18 protein-coding genes are annotated in these 18529 nt (G+C 45.1%); 11 read left to right on the top strand and 7 right to left on the bottom strand.

What is annotated here, in order from left to right:
• A partial coding sequence (locus CRO17_RS10500) for an NTTRR-F1 domain (protein WP_143596013.1) occupies positions 1–518 on the bottom strand: 518 nt, incomplete at its 3' end.
• Positions 519–921: 403 nt separating this feature from the next.
• On the opposite strand from CRO17_RS10500, the gene ilvD reads away from it, so the two are divergent.
• From ilvD to ilvA, 9 genes are all read left to right on the top strand, one after another.
• Positions 922–2589 (top strand): dihydroxy-acid dehydratase, encoded by a 1668-nt coding sequence (gene ilvD, locus CRO17_RS10505; RefSeq protein WP_097042024.1) that lies wholly within the window; start codon positions 922–924, stop codon positions 2587–2589.
• Between the two features lie 322 nt (positions 2590–2911).
• Complete coding sequence (gene ilvB / locus CRO17_RS10510; protein ID WP_097042026.1) at positions 2912–4645, top strand: biosynthetic-type acetolactate synthase large subunit; 1734 nt, start codon at positions 2912–2914, stop codon at positions 4643–4645.
• Positions 4642–5166: an acetolactate synthase small subunit gene (gene ilvN, locus CRO17_RS10515; protein ID WP_077309939.1), complete on the top strand. Its 525-nt coding sequence runs from the start codon at positions 4642–4644 to the stop codon at positions 5164–5166. Before ilvB ends, ilvN begins: the two co-directional genes overlap by 4 nt.
• A 34-nt stretch (positions 5167–5200) precedes the next feature.
• Complete coding sequence (ilvC, locus tag CRO17_RS10520; RefSeq protein WP_097042028.1) at positions 5201–6247, top strand: ketol-acid reductoisomerase; 1047 nt, start codon at positions 5201–5203, stop codon at positions 6245–6247.
• Positions 6225–7766 (top strand): 2-isopropylmalate synthase, encoded by a 1542-nt coding sequence (locus CRO17_RS10525; protein ID WP_097042030.1) that lies wholly within the window; start codon positions 6225–6227, stop codon positions 7764–7766. The genes ilvC and CRO17_RS10525 overlap by 23 nt, the downstream gene beginning before the upstream one ends.
• A gap of 24 nt (positions 7767–7790) precedes the next feature.
• Positions 7791–8876: a 3-isopropylmalate dehydrogenase gene (gene leuB / locus CRO17_RS10530; RefSeq protein WP_097042032.1), complete on the top strand. Its 1086-nt coding sequence runs from the start codon at positions 7791–7793 to the stop codon at positions 8874–8876.
• A 19-nt stretch (positions 8877–8895) separates the two neighbouring features.
• Entirely contained in the window at positions 8896–10311 is a 1416-nt protein-coding gene (leuC, locus tag CRO17_RS10535; protein WP_097042034.1) for a 3-isopropylmalate dehydratase large subunit, read from the top strand.
• Between the two features lie 12 nt (positions 10312–10323).
• Positions 10324–10908 (top strand): 3-isopropylmalate dehydratase small subunit, encoded by a 585-nt coding sequence (gene leuD, locus CRO17_RS10540; protein WP_097042036.1) that lies wholly within the window; start codon positions 10324–10326, stop codon positions 10906–10908.
• A gap of 63 nt (positions 10909–10971) precedes the next feature.
• The gene (gene ilvA, locus CRO17_RS10545) at positions 10972–11913 is read left to right on the top strand and encodes a threonine ammonia-lyase (protein WP_245864771.1); all 942 of its coding nucleotides are present in this window, start codon (positions 10972–10974) and stop codon (positions 11911–11913) included.
• A gap of 32 nt (positions 11914–11945) precedes the next feature.
• Here ilvA and CRO17_RS10550 read toward each other — a convergent pair whose 3' ends face one another.
• The gene (locus CRO17_RS10550; protein ID WP_077309951.1) at positions 11946–12110 is read right to left on the bottom strand and encodes a type II toxin-antitoxin system antitoxin; all 165 of its coding nucleotides are present in this window, start codon (positions 12108–12110) and stop codon (positions 11946–11948) included.
• Between the two features lie 12 nt (positions 12111–12122).
• Positions 12123–12962: an SPFH domain-containing protein gene (locus tag CRO17_RS10555; RefSeq protein ID WP_097042038.1), complete on the bottom strand. Its 840-nt coding sequence runs from the start codon at positions 12960–12962 to the stop codon at positions 12123–12125.
• A 125-nt stretch (positions 12963–13087) separates the two neighbouring features.
• Here CRO17_RS10555 and CRO17_RS10560 point away from each other — a divergent pair, with 125 nt between their 5' ends.
• Positions 13088–13879, top strand: a complete 792-nt coding sequence (locus CRO17_RS10560) for a serine/threonine protein kinase (RefSeq protein WP_097042040.1) — start codon at positions 13088–13090, stop codon at positions 13877–13879.
• Here the strand turns inward: CRO17_RS10560 and CRO17_RS10565 are convergent.
• On the bottom strand, positions 13876–14097 hold the full coding sequence (locus tag CRO17_RS10565; protein WP_097042041.1) for a hypothetical protein: 222 nt from the start codon (positions 14095–14097) through the stop codon (positions 13876–13878). The two genes, CRO17_RS10560 and CRO17_RS10565, sit on opposite strands and share 4 nt — an antisense overlap.
• Before the next feature lie 82 nt (positions 14098–14179).
• Complete coding sequence (locus CRO17_RS10570) at positions 14180–14500, bottom strand: thioredoxin family protein (protein WP_097042043.1); 321 nt, start codon at positions 14498–14500, stop codon at positions 14180–14182.
• Between the two features lie 143 nt (positions 14501–14643).
• On the opposite strand from CRO17_RS10570, the gene CRO17_RS10575 reads away from it, so the two are divergent.
• A complete protein-coding gene (locus CRO17_RS10575; RefSeq protein ID WP_097042044.1) occupies positions 14644–15681 on the top strand; it encodes an LCP family protein in 1038 nt (345 codons plus the stop codon).
• A 16-nt stretch (positions 15682–15697) separates the two neighbouring features.
• Here the strand turns inward: CRO17_RS10575 and CRO17_RS10580 are convergent, their stop codons facing one another.
• Together CRO17_RS10580 and CRO17_RS10585 are read right to left on the bottom strand one after the other, a co-directional pair.
• Positions 15698–16579: a diacylglycerol/lipid kinase family protein gene (locus CRO17_RS10580; protein ID WP_097042694.1), complete on the bottom strand. Its 882-nt coding sequence runs from the start codon at positions 16577–16579 to the stop codon at positions 15698–15700.
• A gap of 167 nt (positions 16580–16746) precedes the next feature.
• Complete coding sequence (locus CRO17_RS10585; RefSeq protein ID WP_097042046.1) at positions 16747–18453, bottom strand: DNA-binding protein; 1707 nt, start codon at positions 18451–18453, stop codon at positions 16747–16749.
• Positions 18454–18529: the final 76 nt, after the last annotated feature.

Raw genomic sequence — 18529 nt, forward strand, 5'->3', positions numbered from 1 at the left:
GGTCCTGTTGCCCCAGTTGCACCCGTAGGCCCGGTAGGTCCTGTCCCAACTGCTGTCACACTGACATCATCCACTAAGATATCAGTTGATCCTGGGTCGGGCAGTGTGTTAATTAACAAAAAGATTTGAGCTGCTCCCTCTGGTGCAACATCTGTAGCAACCGTAGTTGCTCTCCAGTTATCTAATTCGGCAAACGGTATGCTTTCTGTTGGTACGATTAAGAACGTGCTTCTTCCGACAGATTGAAAGTCAGCTGTTAGAAAGAGTAATTGTATCTGCACTGGTGGTGCAGGAAGTATGCTTGCCTTTGCCATATATAGCGTCAACGTATAACTGTTTCCTGGAACGATTGGTGACGCGTACTGTGCAAGATAGTCAACGTTTTGCCCTCCGTCTAGTACCGCTGCAAAGCTTCCGCTATTCGTATATTGCTGCGTGACAAATACAAAAGATGAGACCCAAGGTTCTAAACTACCAGACTCGAACCCTCCATTAACAATAATATTCTGGGGGGACATTGAAATTATTTTCCTCCTGTCAATAATAATTAATTCTCTTCATGCGACCTCTTCTTATGCTTATTCCTTTGAAATCGAACTGACCCCGCCAGCCACCCTATAACCGTACATTTTTTCTATTTACTACTGGTATTCAATAACTGTAAGTAAAGTCTATAAAAAAGTTTCTTGGAAAATTTCCTCACAAACAACCCCACCCCTATCCTTATGTTAACGCTTTCAATTTAATTGAATCATTTAAAGAATCTGAAAATTTATTGTTTTTGCTGTTGACCTAGCTCTAGTTAGGCGTTATGATAACTGACAATTAATCAAATAAAAGAATTTTCGAATTATTTAAAAACGGAATGCATCACACACTAAAAAAAGAGAATTTATTGCAATTGGGAGGTGTTTTGATCTTATGCGAAGTGACATGATCAAAACAGGAATTGACCGGGCACCACACCGCAGTTTGCTGCATGCAACAGGTGTTAAAACGTCCGACCTAGGAAAGCCATTCATCGGAGTATGCAACTCCTACATTGATATCATTCCTGGACATATGCATTTGAACAAATTTGCTGAAGTTGTAAAAGATGCTATTCGCGAGGCTGGCGGTATTCCATTCGAGTTCAATACAATCGGTGTAGATGATGGTATTGCTATGGGACATATCGGCATGCGCTACAGCTTGCCAAGTCGTGAGATTATTGCTGACAGTGCAGAAACAGTTATTCAGGCTCACTGGTTCGACGGTGTCTTTTATATACCGAATTGCGATAAGATCACACCAGGAATGTTAATGGCGTCAGCGAGAACAAACGTCCCTTCCGTTTTTGTATCCGGAGGTCCAATGGAAGCTGGTGTTAGTCCAGATGGCAAACCATTGAATCTTGTATCGATGTTTGAAGGTGTAGGTGCCGTTCAGAATGGCACCATGACAGAACAAGAATTAGCGACTATCGAGACACTAGCTTGTCCTACATGCGGCTCCTGCTCAGGTATGTTCACTGCCAATTCAATGAACAGCCTTATGGAAATGCTCGGCATGACTGTTCCTGGAAATGGGACACTGCTGGCAACGTCAGAAGAACGTCACGAACTAATCTACGAAGCTGCCAGACATCTGGTTCGCCTCGTTAAAGAAGATATTCGTCCTCGTGACATTATGACAAAAGAAACCTTTGATAATGCCTTTGCTTTGGATATGGCAATGGGCGGATCTACCAACACGGTCCTCCATACAATTGCAATCGCACATGAAGCAGGCATTGATTATAACTTAGCGGACATTAACCAGATTGCTGAAAAAGTCCCTTATTTGTCTAAGATCAGCCCAGCATCTGACTATTCGATGCATGACGTACATCTCGCCGGCGGAGTAAGTGCCATTATCAGAGAGCTTTGTAAGATTGATGGTCTGCTTCATAAAGAACGCATTACAATTACCGGCAAAACAATTGCAGAGAATGTAGAAGATTACGATATATTGAACAAAGATGTTATTCGTCCGCTGGATAATCCATACAGCCCTGTCGGCGGTCTCAGTATTTTATATGGAAACTTAGCACCTGATGGAAGTGTCATTAAAGTTGGAGCTGTTGATCCTTCTATCAAGAAATTCCTAGGAGAAGCTATTGTATTTAACTCCCAGGATGAAGCGCAAGAAGGCATTTCGAATGGTACTGTACAGGCAGGTCATGTTGTGGTTATCCGTTATGAAGGGCCAAAAGGCGGACCAGGAATGCCAGAAATGCTTACCCCCACTTCTGCTATTGCCGGGCGCGGGTTAGCAAAAGAAGTTGCTTTAATCACTGATGGCCGTTTCTCCGGGGCGACGCGAGGTATCTCTGTCGGACACATTTCTCCCGAAGCAGCCGAAGGTGGTCCAATCGCTTTTGTTGAAGATGGAGATCCAATTTTAATTGATTTAGAGACACGCAGCATTGAATTGCTCGTCGATGAAGATGTACTTGAAGAACGCAGTAAGAACTGGGAACAGCCGGAACCGAAGATTAAAACCGGCTACCTGGCAAAATATGCAAAACTCGTAACCTCTGCTAATACTGGCGGTGTTATGAAGATATAACCAAAACGAAGACGGGACCATAGTGACGGAAACATTATATTCACAGAGAGCCAGGGGCGCTGAAATCCTGGCAATATAATCCGTCACCTCTCTTCCCCGAGTGCAAAGCTGAAATCATAGTAGGCTGAGCCAGGTGTGCAGCACCTGTTACCAAAACGGAGCGGAAGTTCAGCTCCACGAGGCAGTTTACCGTGAGGAAACTGTGAACTTGGGTGGTACCGAGAAAAGAAAAGTCTTTTTTCCCCATTTCTTGCAAGCTTGCTTGAATGGAGAAAGAAGGCTTTTTTATATATAAATAACAATCTTTTGGAGGGATAAAACCATGAAGGTGAAGGCGCAAGCCATACAGGAAAGAAATCCTGCCGCAAAAGTTCCCAAGACTGGTGCTGATCTGTTCGTAGAAGCATTGCAAGCATCCGGTGTCGATACAATTTTTGGTTATCCAGGAGGAGCAGTGCTCCCAATCTACGATGCCTTGTATCGCGCAGAACCACAATTTGAGCATATTCTGACCCGCCACGAACAGGGCGCAATTCACGCAGCAGAAGGATATGCCCGTGTGTCTGGAAAACCTGGCGTTGTGATTGCTACCTCAGGGCCTGGTGCTACCAACCTGATTACTGGGATTGCTGATGCCATGATGGATTCTTTGCCTCTTGTTATTTTCACTGGCCAAGTAGGCAGAAGTGTGATTGGTACTGATGCATTCCAAGAATCGGACGTAATGGGAATTACGACACCAATTACGAAACACAACTATCAAGTGCAGCGACAAGAAGACATGCCGCGCATTATCAAAGAAGCATTTTACATTGCGACGACAGGACGACCTGGTCCTGTTGTAATAGATATTCCAAAAGATATTTCCGGCGAAGCTTACCAAACGGCGGCAACATCGCATGCGATTCACCTTCCAGGTTACCAGCCGACAACAAAACCGAACACCAATCAAATTAAGAAACTGATTCATGCGATTGCGGAGGCGAAACGTCCAGTACTTCTAACTGGTGCAGGAGTATTGCATGCCAAAGCAGCGCAGGAAGTTGAGAAGTTCGCAAAACGTTTCAAGCTGCCTGTCACTTCTACTCTGCTTGGACTTGGTGCCTTCCCTTCCAGTGATCCGCAATTTCTTGGAATGGCAGGCATGCACGGTACGTATGCAGCTAACCGCGCCCTGTACGAATGCGATTTGCTAATCAATGTGGGTGCTCGTTTCGATGACAGACTGACTGGAAACTTAGCACACTTCGCTCCCGGCGCAACAATTGCGCATATCGATGTTGACCCAGCTGAGATTGGCAAGATCATCCCAACAAGCATACCCGTTGTATCGGATGCCAAAGCAGCAATCGAGGCGCTTTTGGCAGAAGAGTCGAACGCAGAAGCTAGTGAAGACTGGTGCAACCATTTGCAGCAATACAAAGCAGATTTTCCGCTTTGGTACAACAATCCAGTACAAGACCTTACTCCGCAATGGGTAATGCAAGCTGTGCATAAAGCAACTGACGGCAAGGCGATCATTACAACTGATGTCGGGCAGCACCAGATGTGGGCAGCGCAGTATTACGGTTTTGATCAGCCAAACAGGTGGGTCACTTCCGGAGGTCTCGGTACAATGGGCTTTGGCTTCCCTGCTGCTATCGGAGCTCAGCTAGCGAGCCCTGACAGTACCGTAATCAGTATTGTTGGCGATGGCGGTTTTCAAATGACGATGCAGGAACTGTCTGTTCTGCAAGAACGCAGACTGCCTGTCAAGGTACTGATTGTCAACAACCAAAGTCTTGGCATGGTAAGGCAATGGCAGGAATTTTTCTACCAAGAGCGCTATTCGGAATCATTGTTACATGTACAGCCTGATTTTATCAAATTAGCAGACAGCTACAGCATCAAAGGGGTGCGGCTTGATACACAGGAACAGCTGGTCCAGCAGCTCCCTTCCCTGCTCCAATCTGATGAACCTGTTGTTATTGATTGCCGCGTGCTGAGACAGGAGAACGTATTCCCAATGATTGCACCTGGTAAAGGTTTGCATGAAATGATTGGAGTGAGTCGATGAAACGAGTCATTACTGCTACTGTTCAAAATCGAAGCGGGGTGCTCAACCGGATTACCGGTCTGATGCAAAAACGCCAATTCAACATCGATAGCATCTCTGTTGGCAAAACAGAAGTCGAGCAAATCAGCCGCATGACATTTGTCGTCGAAGTCGAAGACATGCAAAAGCTGGAACAGCTCACAAAGCAGCTGCACAAGCAAATTGATGTACTGAAAGTTGCTGATATTACCGATCATGCCATTGTGGCAAGAGAACTGGCGCTAGTGAAAGTTGTCTGCCCCCCTGCGAGCCGCAGTGAACTGCAAAGTATCATTGCTCCCTTCCGCGCAAGTGCGGTGGACATCAGCAAGGATAGCATGATTGTTCAAGTAACTGGCGACTCCGATAAAATTGAAGCCTTTCTCGAGCTAGTCAGACCTTATGGCATTAAAGAATTGACTCGAACTGGTGTAACGGCCTTCCTGCGTGGGCATCAGCCGCAAACTGCGGATGGAAACACGTATTCACTTATAACAAACTAAAAACCTATTAAAAATGGAGAGGAATGAAACGTTTATGGCAAAAGTAGTTTATCACAATGATATCCAAGAAGAGGTACTAACAGAAAAGAAAATCGCAGTAATTGGTTACGGCTCTCAAGGTCATGCCCATGCGCAAAACTTAAAGGAAAGCGGATTTGATGTTGTTGTCGGTCTTCGTCAAGGTAAATCATGGAACCAAGCAATCGAGGATGGACATGACGTTCGCTCAGCAGCCGAAGCCGCACAAGCTGCGGATGTCATCATGGTGCTTGTACCGGATGAACTGCAGCCTGCTGTTTACAAAGAAAGCATTGAACCAAACTTAGAAACCGGCAATGCACTAGTATTCGCACACGGGTTTAACGTTCATTTCAATCAGATCACACCACCTTCAAATGTTGATGTGTTCTTAGTAGCACCAAAAGGTCCTGGGCATCTTGTTCGCCGTACTTTCTCAGAAGGAGCTGGCGTCCCTGCACTTTATGGTATCTACCAAGATGTAACTGGCACAGCAAAAGAAGTAGCACTTGCTTATGCAAAAGGAATCGGAGCTGGCCGTGCCGGCATCTTGGAAACTACCTTCCAAGAAGAAACGGAAACCGATTTGTTCGGCGAGCAGGCAGTGCTTTGCGGCGGTCTTACAAGCCTTGTGAAAGCTGGATTTGAAACATTGACAGAAGCTGGCTATCAGCCGGAAGTTGCCTACTTCGAATGTATGCATGAACTAAAGCTGATTGTTGACTTGATGTATGAATCTGGTTTGGAAGGAATGCGCTACAGCATCTCTGATACAGCACAATGGGGTGACTTTGTTTCCGGCCCGCGTGTAGTGAACGCTGAAACAAAAGAGCGCATGAAAGATGTATTGACAGATATCCAAAACGGTACATTCGCTAAAGGCTGGATCTTGGAAAACCAAGTTAACCGCCCGCAGTTTCATGCAATTAATGCAAAAGAAACAAATCATCCAATCGAAACTGTCGGTCGTGAGCTCCGCGAATTGATGCCATTCGTCAAACAAGGCAAGAAAAATCAATCCGCTGAGGAAGTGATCGTCCATGGCTCAAATAAAATTTTTTGATACAACACTTCGGGATGGTGAACAAACACCCGGAGTCAATTTAAACAAGCTGGAAAAGCTTGAAATTGCACGTCAGCTGGAGCGCCTCGGAATGGATGTTATGGAAGCGGGATTCCCCGCTTCCTCTGAGGGTGACTTTCTGGCTGTTCAGGAAATCGCGCGTTCCGTCAAAACTACTGCGGTTACCGCATTAGCTCGTGCTAAGAAAAGTGATATTGATACGGCGTGGGAAGCCTTAAAGGACGCGGAGCAGCCAAGAGTGCATGTGTTCCTTGCCACCTCCCCTATCCATATGGAATATAAGCTAAAGAAGAAACCAGAGGAAGTATTGCGAACTGCTGTCGAGATGGTCTCTTATGCCAAGGAGCGATTTCCTATCGTCCAGTTTTCAGCAGAAGATGCTTCTCGTTCTGAACTTAGCTTTTTGGCACAAGTTGTGGAGGCTGTCATCGATGCCGGTGCAACTGTTGTAAACCTTCCTGATACAGTGGGGTACGCAACGCCAGCCGAATATGGCAAGATGTTCGCTTATATGAAAGAACATGTACCCAATATCGAAAAAGCTGACCTTTCCGCCCACTGCCATGATGATTTAGGAATGGCTGTCGCCAATAGCATTGCTGCAATCGAAAATGGCGCTACTCAAATAGAAGGGACAGTCAATGGCATTGGTGAACGCGCTGGCAATGCGGCTTTGGAAGAAGTTGCAGTGGCTTTGCATATTCGTAAAGACGCTTATGAACACACATCGCGCCTGGTTTTACATGAAATTAAACGAACGAGCAGCCTTATCAGTAAACTGACGGGCATGACTGTTCCAGGAAATAAAGCAATTGTCGGCGATCATGCCTTTGCTCATGAATCCGGCATCCACCAAGATGGCATGCTGAAACACGCTGAAACGTATGAAATTATAACACCTGCCCTAGTCGGGATGAACGCTACCAATCTTGTACTCGGAAAGCATTCAGGTCGCCATGCCTTTAATACAAGGATAAGCGAACTGGGCTTTGCTCTATCTGACGCGCAGCTGCAAGAAGCATTCGACCGTTTCAAGCGTTTGACTGACAAGAAAAAAGAAGTGACAGATGATGATCTGTTTACCATTGCACTAGATGTCCAGACGAAGCATGATCCAGTACGGACATATGAAGTAAAAGCGCTGCAAGTAACGATGGGGCCGCAAAACCTGCCGACGGCAACAATTGCTCTGCAAACACCGGACGACGGAATCAAAGAAACAGCCCGAACTGGTCACGGTACAGTAGAAGCTATTTACAACACATTGGAAGCTTTAATAGCCGAACGAGTAACACTTACCGATTATCGGATTCATTCGGTAGGCAAAGGCGAAGATGCACTGGCAGAAGTACATGTGCAGCTGCAAGTAGACGGAGAGCCGTTTACCGGCCGCGGTACAGCGAATGATGTATTAAAAGCTTCCAGCCATGCCTATGTAAATGGCGTGAACCGTGCATTGCGGGCAGCTACCTTGAAGAAAACGCAACCGATAACCTAAAACTTGTTTTGGAGAGTGTTGATTATGCATAAATCGATTGTCCTGCTTCCGGGAGATGGAATCGGCCCTGCGGTGACAGAAGCTGCTGCTTCTGTCCTGCAGCAAGTGGCTGCTAATTTTTCTCATACGTTTACCTTTCATACAAGAGCAATCGGCGGTGCAGCCATCGATGCAGCTGGTGAGCCGCTGCCAGCTGAAACACTGCAAGCTTGTGAGGAAGCTGATGCTATTTTATTAGGTGCTGTAGGAGGTCCGAAATGGGAACAGCACCCCCCTCATTTACGGCCTGAAAAAGGGTTGCTGCAGCTGCGTAAAGGGATTGGTCTCTTTGCCAATTTACGCCCTGTAAAGACCTTCCCTTCCCTGCTGGACAGCTCACCGCTGAAACCCGAAATTGTTGCAGGAAGCGATCTGTTAATTGTACGGGAATTAACTGGCGGCCTTTACTTTGGGCTTCCAAGTGAGCGTCGCGACAACGGGCAGACCGTGGTAGATACACTGCATTATGAAAGAAGCGAGATTGAAAGAATTGTCGAAATCGGTTTCCAAAGTGCGATGCTCCGGAATAAACGCCTAGCTTCTGTTGACAAAGCGAACGTGCTTGAATCCAGTAAGGTCTGGCGGGAAGTTGTTGATGAAAAAAGCAAGGATTATCCGGAAGTAACCGTTGAACATATGCTCGTTGATTCCACTGCAATGAAGTTGATCACCAATCCGACCTACTTTGATGTCATTGTGACAGAGAATTTGTTCGGCGATATCCTGAGCGATGAAGCATCTGTGCTTACGGGATCTCTCGGCCTCCTCCCTTCTGCAAGCCTTCGAAAGGATGAGCTCGGGCTTTATGAGCCAGTACATGGCTCCGCTCCGGATATAGCCGGAAAGGATATCGCAAATCCGCTAGGTGCCATTTTGTCGGCAGCTATGCTGCTTCGATATTCATTCGGGTTGGAAAAAGAAGCAGATAGTGTTGAGGCTGCTGTAGACGCTATTCTGACAAAAGGATATGGCACAGCTGACATGCAAGCTGCACCGGCGTTTACTGTTGGTACCGAGAAGATGACATCACTTGTTCTTGAGCAGCTGCAAACTGCGAAGGTACGTGCTTAACGAAAGGAGTAAGATTACAATGAAACAGCCCAAGACAATCATCCAGAAAATCTGGGAAAAACATACCGTTGTACAGGAGACCGATAAGCCTGATTTGCTGTATATCGACCTGCATCTTGTTCATGAAGTAACTTCGCCGCAAGCCTTTGAAGGACTGCGCTTAGCAGGACGCAAAGTACGGCAGCCGGACCGAACATATGCCACTGTAGATCATAATGTTCCAACCATTAACCGCCCAGTCATTCGCGATGAAGTTGCTCGTAAACAAATGGATACATTACGTTCCAATTGTGCAGAGTTTGGCATCCGCTTGGCCGACATTGATCACCCGGACCAAGGCATCGTCCATGTAATCGGACCGCAGCTTGGTCTGACCCAGCCTGGTAAAACGATTGTTTGCGGTGACAGTCATACGTCGACACATGGCGCATTTGGAGCGCTTGCATTCGGTATTGGAACGAGTGAGGTTGAACATGTGCTAGCGACTCAGACACTTTGGCAAAACAAGCCAAAAACATTGAACGTCCAAATTGACGGTCCGCTCGGTCCTGGTGTGACAGCAAAAGATTTGATACTCGCTATTATTGGCAGATTCGGGGTCAAATTTGGTACTGGTTATGTTATTGAGTACACAGGAGAAGCAATTCGCGGGTTATCTATGGAGGAACGCATGACAGTCTGCAACATGTCGATTGAAGCCGGCGCTCGTGCTGGCTTGATTAGCCCAGACGAGACGACATTTGAGTATTTGCGCGGAAGACGATATGCACCCGATGCAGCAGCATTTGAAGAAGCAGTAACAGAGTGGAAACAGCTTGCCACGGATAAAGGCGCCACTTACGACCATACTGTTACGCTTGATGCAACAAAAATAGAGCCTCAAGTAACTTGGGGAACAAACCCTGGTATGTGCCTGCCTATTTCTGCTAGTGTGCCGGACCCTGCTTTGATGGAAGATCCAGACGAGAAAAGTGCAGCAGAACAGGCAATTGCTTATATGGGACTAGAGCCAAACCAACAGCTAACATCCATCGAAATACAGCATGTATTTATCGGCTCCTGTACGAATTCACGAATTACCGACTTGCGCAAAGCAGCAAGTGTCATTCGCGGAAGAAAAGTACATCCTTCCGTACGGGCCTTGGTGGTTCCAGGTTCCTTCACAGTAAAAATGCAAGCTGAGCAAGAAGGACTGGATATTCTCTTCCGGGAAGCAGGATTTGAATGGCGCGATGCAGGCTGCAGTATGTGTCTGGCAATGAATGAAGATGTTGTACCTGCTGGAGAGCGCTGCGCTTCCACTTCAAATCGAAATTTTGAAGGACGTCAAGGTTCTGGGGCACGGACCCACCTAGCCAGTCCAGAGATGGCAGCAGCAGCAGCCATAGAAGGCCGCTTCGTCGATGTTCGGCAAGTGATGGCACCAACTGTGTAAGGAGGATGAATAATGGAACCAATTAACACACATAATGGCCTCGTATACCCTTTGCCCAAAAAAAACGTCGATACCGATCAAATTATTCCGAAACAATTTTTAAAACGGATTGAGCGCTCGGGTTTCGGCCAGTTTCTTTTCTATAACTGGCGTTTTGATGACGAGGGCCAGCCAAGACAAGACTTTACATTGAATGAACCAAAGTACAAAGGTGCATCTGTACTAATTGCCGGCGATAACTTTGGCTGCGGCTCCTCACGTGAGCACGCGCCGTGGGCCCTTTTAGATTATGGATTTAAAGTGATTATTGCACCGAGCTTTGCCGATATTTTCTATAGTAATACAACAAAGAACGGCATCTTAGCTATTAAACTTTCGGAAGCACAAGTAGACTACTTGCTCAAGCAAGCAGAAAAAGATTCGTATATACTGACAATAGATCTGAAAAATCAGATAGTATATGATAATCTTGAGTTTAAGGCAGGTTTTGACATTCCAGCCTACCAGAAGCATATGCTTTTAAATGGACTAGACGAAATCGGCATTACGTTGACTTATGCCGATCAGATCAAACAGTTTGAACAGACACATAATTAAAGGAGTGTGAAGGGCATTGGGGATTGCTTAAGTCATAAAAAAATACAGGCAGCAGCAGCTTATTTGAAGAATTTGGTGCATCATACACCGATTCGAACTTCAACCACTTTGGACCAATCGGTAGGAATGAACGTTTATCTGAAGATGGAGAACGAACAAAAGACAGGAGCTTTTAAAGCACGCGGTGCTTGCTTTAAGATTGGCTGCATGAATGATGAAGCTGCAAAACGCGGCGTTATCGCAGCTTCTGCAGGCAACCATGCACAAGGTGTTGCATTGGCGGCAGCAAAACGAGGTATTCAAGCGAAGATCTTTATGCCGATTCATACACCAAAGCCGAAAGTAGAAGCAACCAAGAGTTACGGAGCTGCAGTTGAGCTGGCAGGAGAGAATTTTCAAGAAGCTCTTTTTGCTGCCCAGAAAGAACAGCAGCAAACGGGAAGCACTTTCATCCATCCCTTTGATGATGTGGATGTGATTGCAGGTCAAGGTACGATAGCCATTGAGATGCTCACAGATCAGCCTCAGCTGGATACCTTAATTGTCCCTATCGGTGGCGGCGGTTTAATTAGCGGTATTGCCTTTGCTGCTAAACAAATGAAACCGTCCATCCGTATTATCGGTGTACAGACAGAGGCAGCTTGTGCAACGTATCATACTTTTCACAAGCATCTGCTGCCTTCCTTGACTTGCAAGACAATTGCTGAGGGAATTGCCGTGAAGGAGCCTGGCAAGGTGACAATGCCGCTCATTCAGCAATATGTGGATGATGTGGTTACTGTTTCAGAGCATGATATTGCAGCAAGTATCCTGCAGCTGCTCGAACGGCACAAAACACTTGCAGAAGGAGCTGGTGCTGCAGCATTCGCTGCCTTGATGCGCCATCATCAGAGCATTCATTCCAAGCATTGCGGAATTATCATTAGCGGTGGGAACTTCGATCTTCAAAAGCTATCTGAGCTGCATGCACATACGATGCATCTCCCCGCCAACAGCATGGCATAAAAAAATGAGCAGGAAGCACATCGCTTCCTGCTCTATTTTTCCTTCTCTGACTTCAGTCGGCCAGCTTGCTTCAGCTGCTCGCGAAGCAGATATTCGATTTGAGCATTCACACTGCGAAAATCGTCGTCTGCCCACTTCTGCACCATATCGTAAATCTCCTGGTTGATGCGCAACGGAAAACTCTTCTTCTTTGCCATAACACCCCTGCTTTAATACAGCGACCCATTGTTTACGACCGGCTGTGTCCCGCGATCGGAAACAATGGCCACCATCAAGTTATTGACCATCTGTGCTTTACGCTCTGCATCCAGCTCCAAATCACCATCGTTCAAAGCTTCGACAGCATCCATAGACATACCGACTGCACCTTCTACAATCATTTTACGTGCAGCAATAATAGCGGATGCTTGCTGACGCTGCAGCATTGCTTGTGCAATTTCTGTTGAGTAAGCTAAATGTGTGAATCGTGCTTCCATCACTTCCACACCCGCTTCACTTAAACGCGCTTCCAGCTCTGCTTGCAGTTTTCCAGTAATCTCATCTCCGTTTTCACGCAGCGAATAACCGGTTTCTTTAAAATTATCATACGGATAATTGGAAGCAATATAACGTACTGCCGCTTCACTCTGAATGGCGACGAACTCTTCATAATCATCAACGTTAAACGCCGCCTTGGCCGTATCTATTACACGATACACAATCACGGCAGCTATTTCAATTGGATTACCTTCTATATCATTTACTTTAAGGGTCTTGGAGTTGAAGTTGCGAATACGCAGTGTAATTCGCTGTCTTGTTGTTAATGGAATGGTCAGGAACAGCCCATTGGCGCGGATTGTTCCGATGTATTTCCCGAAGAAAGTCACCACATAGGATTGGTTCGGAGGTACAATAACAATGCCGGTAATAAGCAGCAAACCAACAATAAACAAAAGGACAGCCGGTAAAATGACTTCTTGTGTCAAACTAAAGATACCGGCACCCACTAGCGCGAGGATAATTAGTACACCAAGGAAACCATTCAAGACGGCAGCTTGCTTTTCTTTCATACACGTCACTCCTACATTTTCATATTAAAGTGATATCACTTTAATACTATTATATATTCTGATATCTTTCTTTGCAACCTCCGGACAAGCCGATATACTAAAAAGAAAAAGAACGGAGAATATACATGCTCTATCACATAATCCGACCATTTCGATTGCTGCACCGTCAGCTAGTCGATAAAAATTATCCACCTGGCTCGCATATAATAGGCAGATACGATGTCATTCGAAAACTCGGTTCAGGGAGCTATGGTACAACCTATCTATGTAAAGATACGGCGCTAAATCAAACTTGCACTATTAAACAGCTGCGGCGCAGCAGACAGAAACGCAAAAAATACTTCACTATGTTTCAGCGCGAATTTGAGCTTTTACAAGCACTTCAGCATCCCGCAATTCCTGGAGCTGCATCCTTTTTCCATACAGAAGATGGCTATTTCTTTGTTATGGACTATCTAGCTGGTGAGAATATCGAACAGCATATTTTTGATACAAAGAAAACGTACACCGAAAAAGACGCACTAACACTGACAATGGATATCGCCCTTATCGTGGAATACCTGCATACACAGCGTATATACCACGGCGATATTCGCATTCCGAATGTCATGTTAATAGAAGAACATGCTTCATTAATTGACTTTGGCCTGGCAGCACAATTTACCGGGCCGGAAACGAAAGAAGAACAGCTGCGAAGGGAACAAGATTTGTTTGACCTAGGTGATATTCTTCTTTACCTCTTGTATACAACGTACGAACAGACAAATAAAAAAGCCCTTCCTTGGACAGAAGAGCTTACTTTATCGGCTGCTTGCAAATTTGTTCTGGAAAGATTACTTGGCATTCGGGAGCCCTTTGCCACAGCAGGGGAGGCAGTTGATGCAATAAAAAGAGCAAAAGAAAAAGCAGCAGATTAACTGCTGCTTCCGTAACCGCGGCGTTTATATCGGCTGCTTCCTCCATAACGGCTGCGGCCATAACCGCTGCTTCCGCTCGAACCATGACGACGGCGGCCGCGATAGCTGCTGGAATCGTTGCGACGGCCTCGGTGACCGCTGGAATCATATCTTCTGCCGCGGCGATGACTGCTGCCGCCGGCGGATTCTTGCAATTTACGGATAAACTTTTTGAACATAAGCTTTCCTCCCTTACTTCTGCTGTTTCCTATACGATTGGGGAGCCATGTAAGTTCCCAAAAGATTGTTTCCTTAAATCTGCTATTTTATTAACGAAATGATTTTTTTGAGTTTCTCAGCGAAGTCTTCCAGACGGACAAAACGGCCTTCTCTAAATTGTTCCTTGCCTTCTGCAAATACCAATATCGTTGGCGCTCCAAAAGCCATAAAACGGCCGACTACTTCTTGTACCTCACTTGCATCTGTATAACCTAGCTGTACATCAGGCTGACTAGCTGCAAGTTCCCTTATGCGAGGCAGAAGCGCTTCACAAACACTGCAGCCAGGTGACGAGATAAACAAGACAGCAAGCTGATTTTCGTTTATAAATCGCTCTGCCGCTTCCATACTATGCAATTGCACATTTATCACTCACTTCTTTGTTCTTCCCTTCATCATATAGAAAATCTCCCTTGAAAGCGAATGATATGTTATAGTAGACTCTGATAATATTTAAACAAATATTGACAAAAATTCAGTCCAGCAATTAAAGGAGAAACCTATATATGCCTAAAGAAGAAAGACAGGAGCTGCGCAGATCGCAGAAGAAACGGAAAAAATCACGCAAAAAGCGTGTCATCCGAAATATCTTTCTCATCGTTATACTTTTGCTCCTTATCCCGGCAGCATACGCCGGTTACCTATACGTAAAAGCTGGAAATTTAGCCGGCGATTCTTATCAAGATGATGGCCGCGATAAATCTTCTCTTCGTGATAATGCTGTCGATCCCGCTGAAGACAGTGTCAGCGTCCTGTTTATCGGATCTGACTCCAGTGAAAAGCGGGAAGATCAAAACATCGGTAAACGATCTGACACCATGATTCTTGCAACATTCAATAAAGATGAGAAAAGCATTAAAATGCTTAGCGTTCCGCGTGACACGTACACATATGTGCCATATTTGGAACGGAACACCAAAATAAATAGTTCCTATAACGGCGGACCTACTGCAACTGTTGAAGCAGTAGAAGAACTGCTTCAAGTACCTGTTGATTATTATGTGGATGTTAATTTTGAAGCCTTCATTAGTGTCGTTAATGCATTAGACGGCGTTACAGTTGATGTGCCTTATGAACTGGAAGAGATGAATTCCAAAGATGAAAAAGGCGCTATTCACCTGCAGCCTGGCAAACAGAAGCTTAACGGTGAGGAAGCTCTTGCATTAGCGCGTACACGCAAACAGGATAGTGACTTTGCCCGCAGTGAAAGACAGCAGCAAATCATTAAAGCGATGATGGATAAAGCAACAGACCTCAGCTCTGTTCTTAAGTACTCTGACTTGTTAGAAGCTGTAGGAAGCAATATGCAGACAAACATGACGTTTGATGAAATGAAGAGCTTCGTCTCTTATGGCGTTAATAATAATTTGTCTATGGAAACGATAGAACTTGAAGGGCAAGGCGGAACGGGTATCGTTCCCGGATATAATGCATGGGCATTTGTTCCAGACCCCACTTCACTTGCTAATGCTACGCAAACACTGCGTGATCAATTGGAGCTGCCGCCACTTGATTCTGCTAGCACTACTACAACCTCGCCTTAATCTGGCGGGGTTTTTCTTATAATTGTTTTGGCACAATTACCTGAATTTCTTCAGGTAAAACCTCCGCTTGGAATGGTAGCGGCACCCCTTCATCCCCATCAATATTAACAACCAACTCTGTATCTGCTTTAACCCGAATTGACTTTGCTTTAAAATAAGCTACTTGCTCATTCGAATCTAAATTCCCTTTGAAAAGGTCTGGAATAATGGAAACTGCCTTTGAAATGGAGAGGTCCTTTAATAGAAATATGTGCAATTGATGGTCGTCTACTTCTGCTTGCTCTGCAAACTTTTCAAATCCAGCCACAGAATTCGTCATTGCCGCCAGCATCATATATGCCTTATCATGGTAAGCTTCCTTCCCGTCCACTTCTATTTGCAGCTGAAATGGTGTCTTGTTACGAAATGCCTTCGCACCTTCCATCAGATAAGCAAAGTGGCCGTATTTGCTTTTCTCCTCCGGCGTGACATCGTAGACAGCCTCAGCAATGATTCCGACTGCCAGTACATTCATAAAGTACCGATCCCCCAGTTTCCCGATATCCACGCGCTTTGTATGATAATCTTCCAGCAAAGCCAGCGCCTCTTTCGGCTTCTTCGGAATCTGCAATGCACGAGCGAAATCATTTACTGTCCCAAGCGGAACAAAAGCAAATGCAGGTTTCTGTTTCTTTTCAGCTAACCCATTGACACATTCATTGATTGTGCCGTCGCCGCCCATAGCAAGCAGCGTTTTATATGTACCATCACAGGCTTCAGCCGCAAATTTTGCCGCATCCCCTGCTTTTTCTGTGTATCTTATTACAACTAAATCATGCCGTTTACCTAGTATACCAACTGCCCGTTCTTCATAGTCCATTGCCTTTTCTTTCCCCGATGAAGGATTAATAATAAGCATAGCCCGCACTGTTTTCACCTCACTTTTGTTATTTTCTTATCTATACCTTTTTTTAATACAAACAAAACCGACTCTTACTGTCACTCCTTTTGTTTTTGCTTATATTGTTTTATATCCAACTAGATGGATAAAATAAAGCCAGCTTTCTTAGAAAGCTGGCTTTAAGCTTAATTTAACCCTACAATAGAGATTTGTTCGAGTGTTGCTGATGAAGCGTCTTCATGCATTGCAGCTTCGAAGCTGACTTGATCTCCTTCTTTCAGGAAGATCGCATAAGGCGCATCTGCAGAACTAATGCTATAAATAGTATCTTGACCTTCCAGCAGGAATTGAATTGTTTTCGTTCCGGAACTTTCGCCAGCAATATACAAGCGTGTTACTTCTCCGCTCACCTGCTGTACAGGCGCATCACCTGTAGATTCAGCGGTGCTTGGATCCGTGCTGAGCTGCAATCTGTATGCCTGCAGCGTACTTTCTGCATCATCACCGAACACAACATAATCAGAATCAGCTGCACGTACGTAGGCATATTTTTTAAAAATCCCATTTGCATCAAGTACACTAATTACCCAAGTTGGATTGCCGTCAATATTGTACAGAACCGGCATCTTGCCTTCCCACTTTTTCTCGGGATATTCCTTTTCGACAACTTGCACTGCACCTGAGGAGTCCATAATACCATTGTTCTTTTCACCGCCGTAGAAGGTTACTTCCCCTGTCCGGCCATCTACCATGCTATAGCCTAGCGCTGAATCAATATTTTCTTTTGGTGATTTAAAATCAGTAAAGTACTGGATGCTGCCGTCTTCAGAAAAGACAGCTGTCACACCATGCTCTGTGCCGTTATCATTCGGTATCTTCACACCGGCCTTTCCAAAATATCTATTCCAGAAACCACCGCTGTATTCTCCATAATATGTGTTCAGTTTGCTTGCCATTTCGGGAGCAATCGTATTCTCAATAAAGGCAGGTGCTTCTGCCGCATCATAAATCTCAGACTCTCCGTTATATGGATTAACGACAACTACTTGAATGTCATCTCCATTTGCCTTTCCAGTGAACAGCTTCGGCTGGTAGACGGTTTGCACATACCAGGCTTTTCCGTCTTCATCGATTTCCAATCGAGCTTCTCCTTCTCGGATGTAAGTTGGATAACGAGAATAGATGATGCGTTCTAGATCTTTATGAAAGTAGGCAGATGGTACATAAGCTAGCTTGTTCTCAACGAATTCAGGCTGTGCGCTTAAACTAGTTGCATCAATTACAAAGTAACCAGATGTTTCGCCGCCTTTTACCCATTTAAAAAATCCATCAAATTCTACAGGTGCAATATATTCATTTGTGTCCCCAACTGTCTGTGTCTGCAGACTTCCAAGCTGATAAAGCTGTGTCTCCGGAACAACACTCATCTTCTTGTTCATCATATTACGCACTGAGCTCGGAGCAATAGCAATTGGCGTTTTTTCTTCATCAAGCGGTTTTGCTTCTTCTTCCGTTGACTTGATAACATGATCATACGTCGATTGATACACTGCGAAATTCGCAATCACACAAACAACCGCTCCTATGAACAGCACCGCAAACAATAGTGCTGTCAGGTTCAATCCTGTATTCTTTTTCGTTTCCTTTCCCGTCTGTTTGCTTGCAAAAAGCACATAAACAGCGAAGAAAATACCGATGGCGTTCAGCCAGAGTATATTTTGGATAATAAATGCAGGTAAAACGAAGTAAATAACCAAGAAAAGCACGATGTAACCAGTAATACCTGTTAAAACATACTGTTTAAGCCTTGCTTTTCCGCTTCCGGCTGCAAGATCAGCCAAAGCAATTAAGATAAAACCAGCCATGCTGGCTAACGCGATAAGAAAAATCATGCTGTTCCCCCTTAAGTGTCGTACTTCTTATACGAAACAAAAGCAGAAAAGGTTCACTTATCCTATATACGAAGGC

Source organism: Terribacillus aidingensis, assembly GCF_900215625.1.
In the GTDB taxonomy this organism is placed as follows: Bacteria; Bacillota; Bacilli; order Bacillales; family Amphibacillaceae; genus Terribacillus; species Terribacillus aidingensis.

Bases quoted from the DNA above. Each gene is read 5' to 3' on its own strand.
- ilvC (WP_097042028.1), top strand. From the start codon at position 5,201: ATGGCAAAAGTAGTTTATCACAATGATATCCAAGAAGAGGTACTAACA.
- CRO17_RS10555 (WP_097042038.1), bottom strand. From the start codon at position 12,962: ATGAAAGAAAAGCAAGCTGCCGTCTTGAATGGTTTCCTTGGTGTACTA.
- CRO17_RS10585 (WP_097042046.1), bottom strand. From the start codon at position 18,453: ATGATTTTTCTTATCGCGTTAGCCAGCATGGCTGGTTTTATCTTAATT.
- leuD (WP_097042036.1), top strand. From the start codon at position 10,324: ATGGAACCAATTAACACACATAATGGCCTCGTATACCCTTTGCCCAAA.
- CRO17_RS10525 (WP_097042030.1), top strand. From the start codon at position 6,225: ATGGCTCAAATAAAATTTTTTGATACAACACTTCGGGATGGTGAACAA.
- CRO17_RS10580 (WP_097042694.1), bottom strand. From the start codon at position 16,579: ATGCTTATTATTAATCCTTCATCGGGGAAAGAAAAGGCAATGGACTAT.
- ilvB (WP_097042026.1), top strand. From the start codon at position 2,912: ATGAAGGTGAAGGCGCAAGCCATACAGGAAAGAAATCCTGCCGCAAAA.
- leuB (WP_097042032.1), top strand. From the start codon at position 7,791: ATGCATAAATCGATTGTCCTGCTTCCGGGAGATGGAATCGGCCCTGCG.
- CRO17_RS10565 (WP_097042041.1), bottom strand. From the start codon at position 14,097: ATGTTCAAAAAGTTTATCCGTAAATTGCAAGAATCCGCCGGCGGCAGC.
- CRO17_RS10560 (WP_097042040.1), top strand. From the start codon at position 13,088: ATGCTCTATCACATAATCCGACCATTTCGATTGCTGCACCGTCAGCTA.
- CRO17_RS10575 (WP_097042044.1), top strand. From the start codon at position 14,644: ATGCCTAAAGAAGAAAGACAGGAGCTGCGCAGATCGCAGAAGAAACGG.
- CRO17_RS10550 (WP_077309951.1), bottom strand. From the start codon at position 12,110: ATGGCAAAGAAGAAGAGTTTTCCGTTGCGCATCAACCAGGAGATTTAC.
- leuC (WP_097042034.1), top strand. From the start codon at position 8,896: ATGAAACAGCCCAAGACAATCATCCAGAAAATCTGGGAAAAACATACC.
- ilvD (WP_097042024.1), top strand. From the start codon at position 922: ATGCGAAGTGACATGATCAAAACAGGAATTGACCGGGCACCACACCGC.
- ilvN (WP_077309939.1), top strand. From the start codon at position 4,642: ATGAAACGAGTCATTACTGCTACTGTTCAAAATCGAAGCGGGGTGCTC.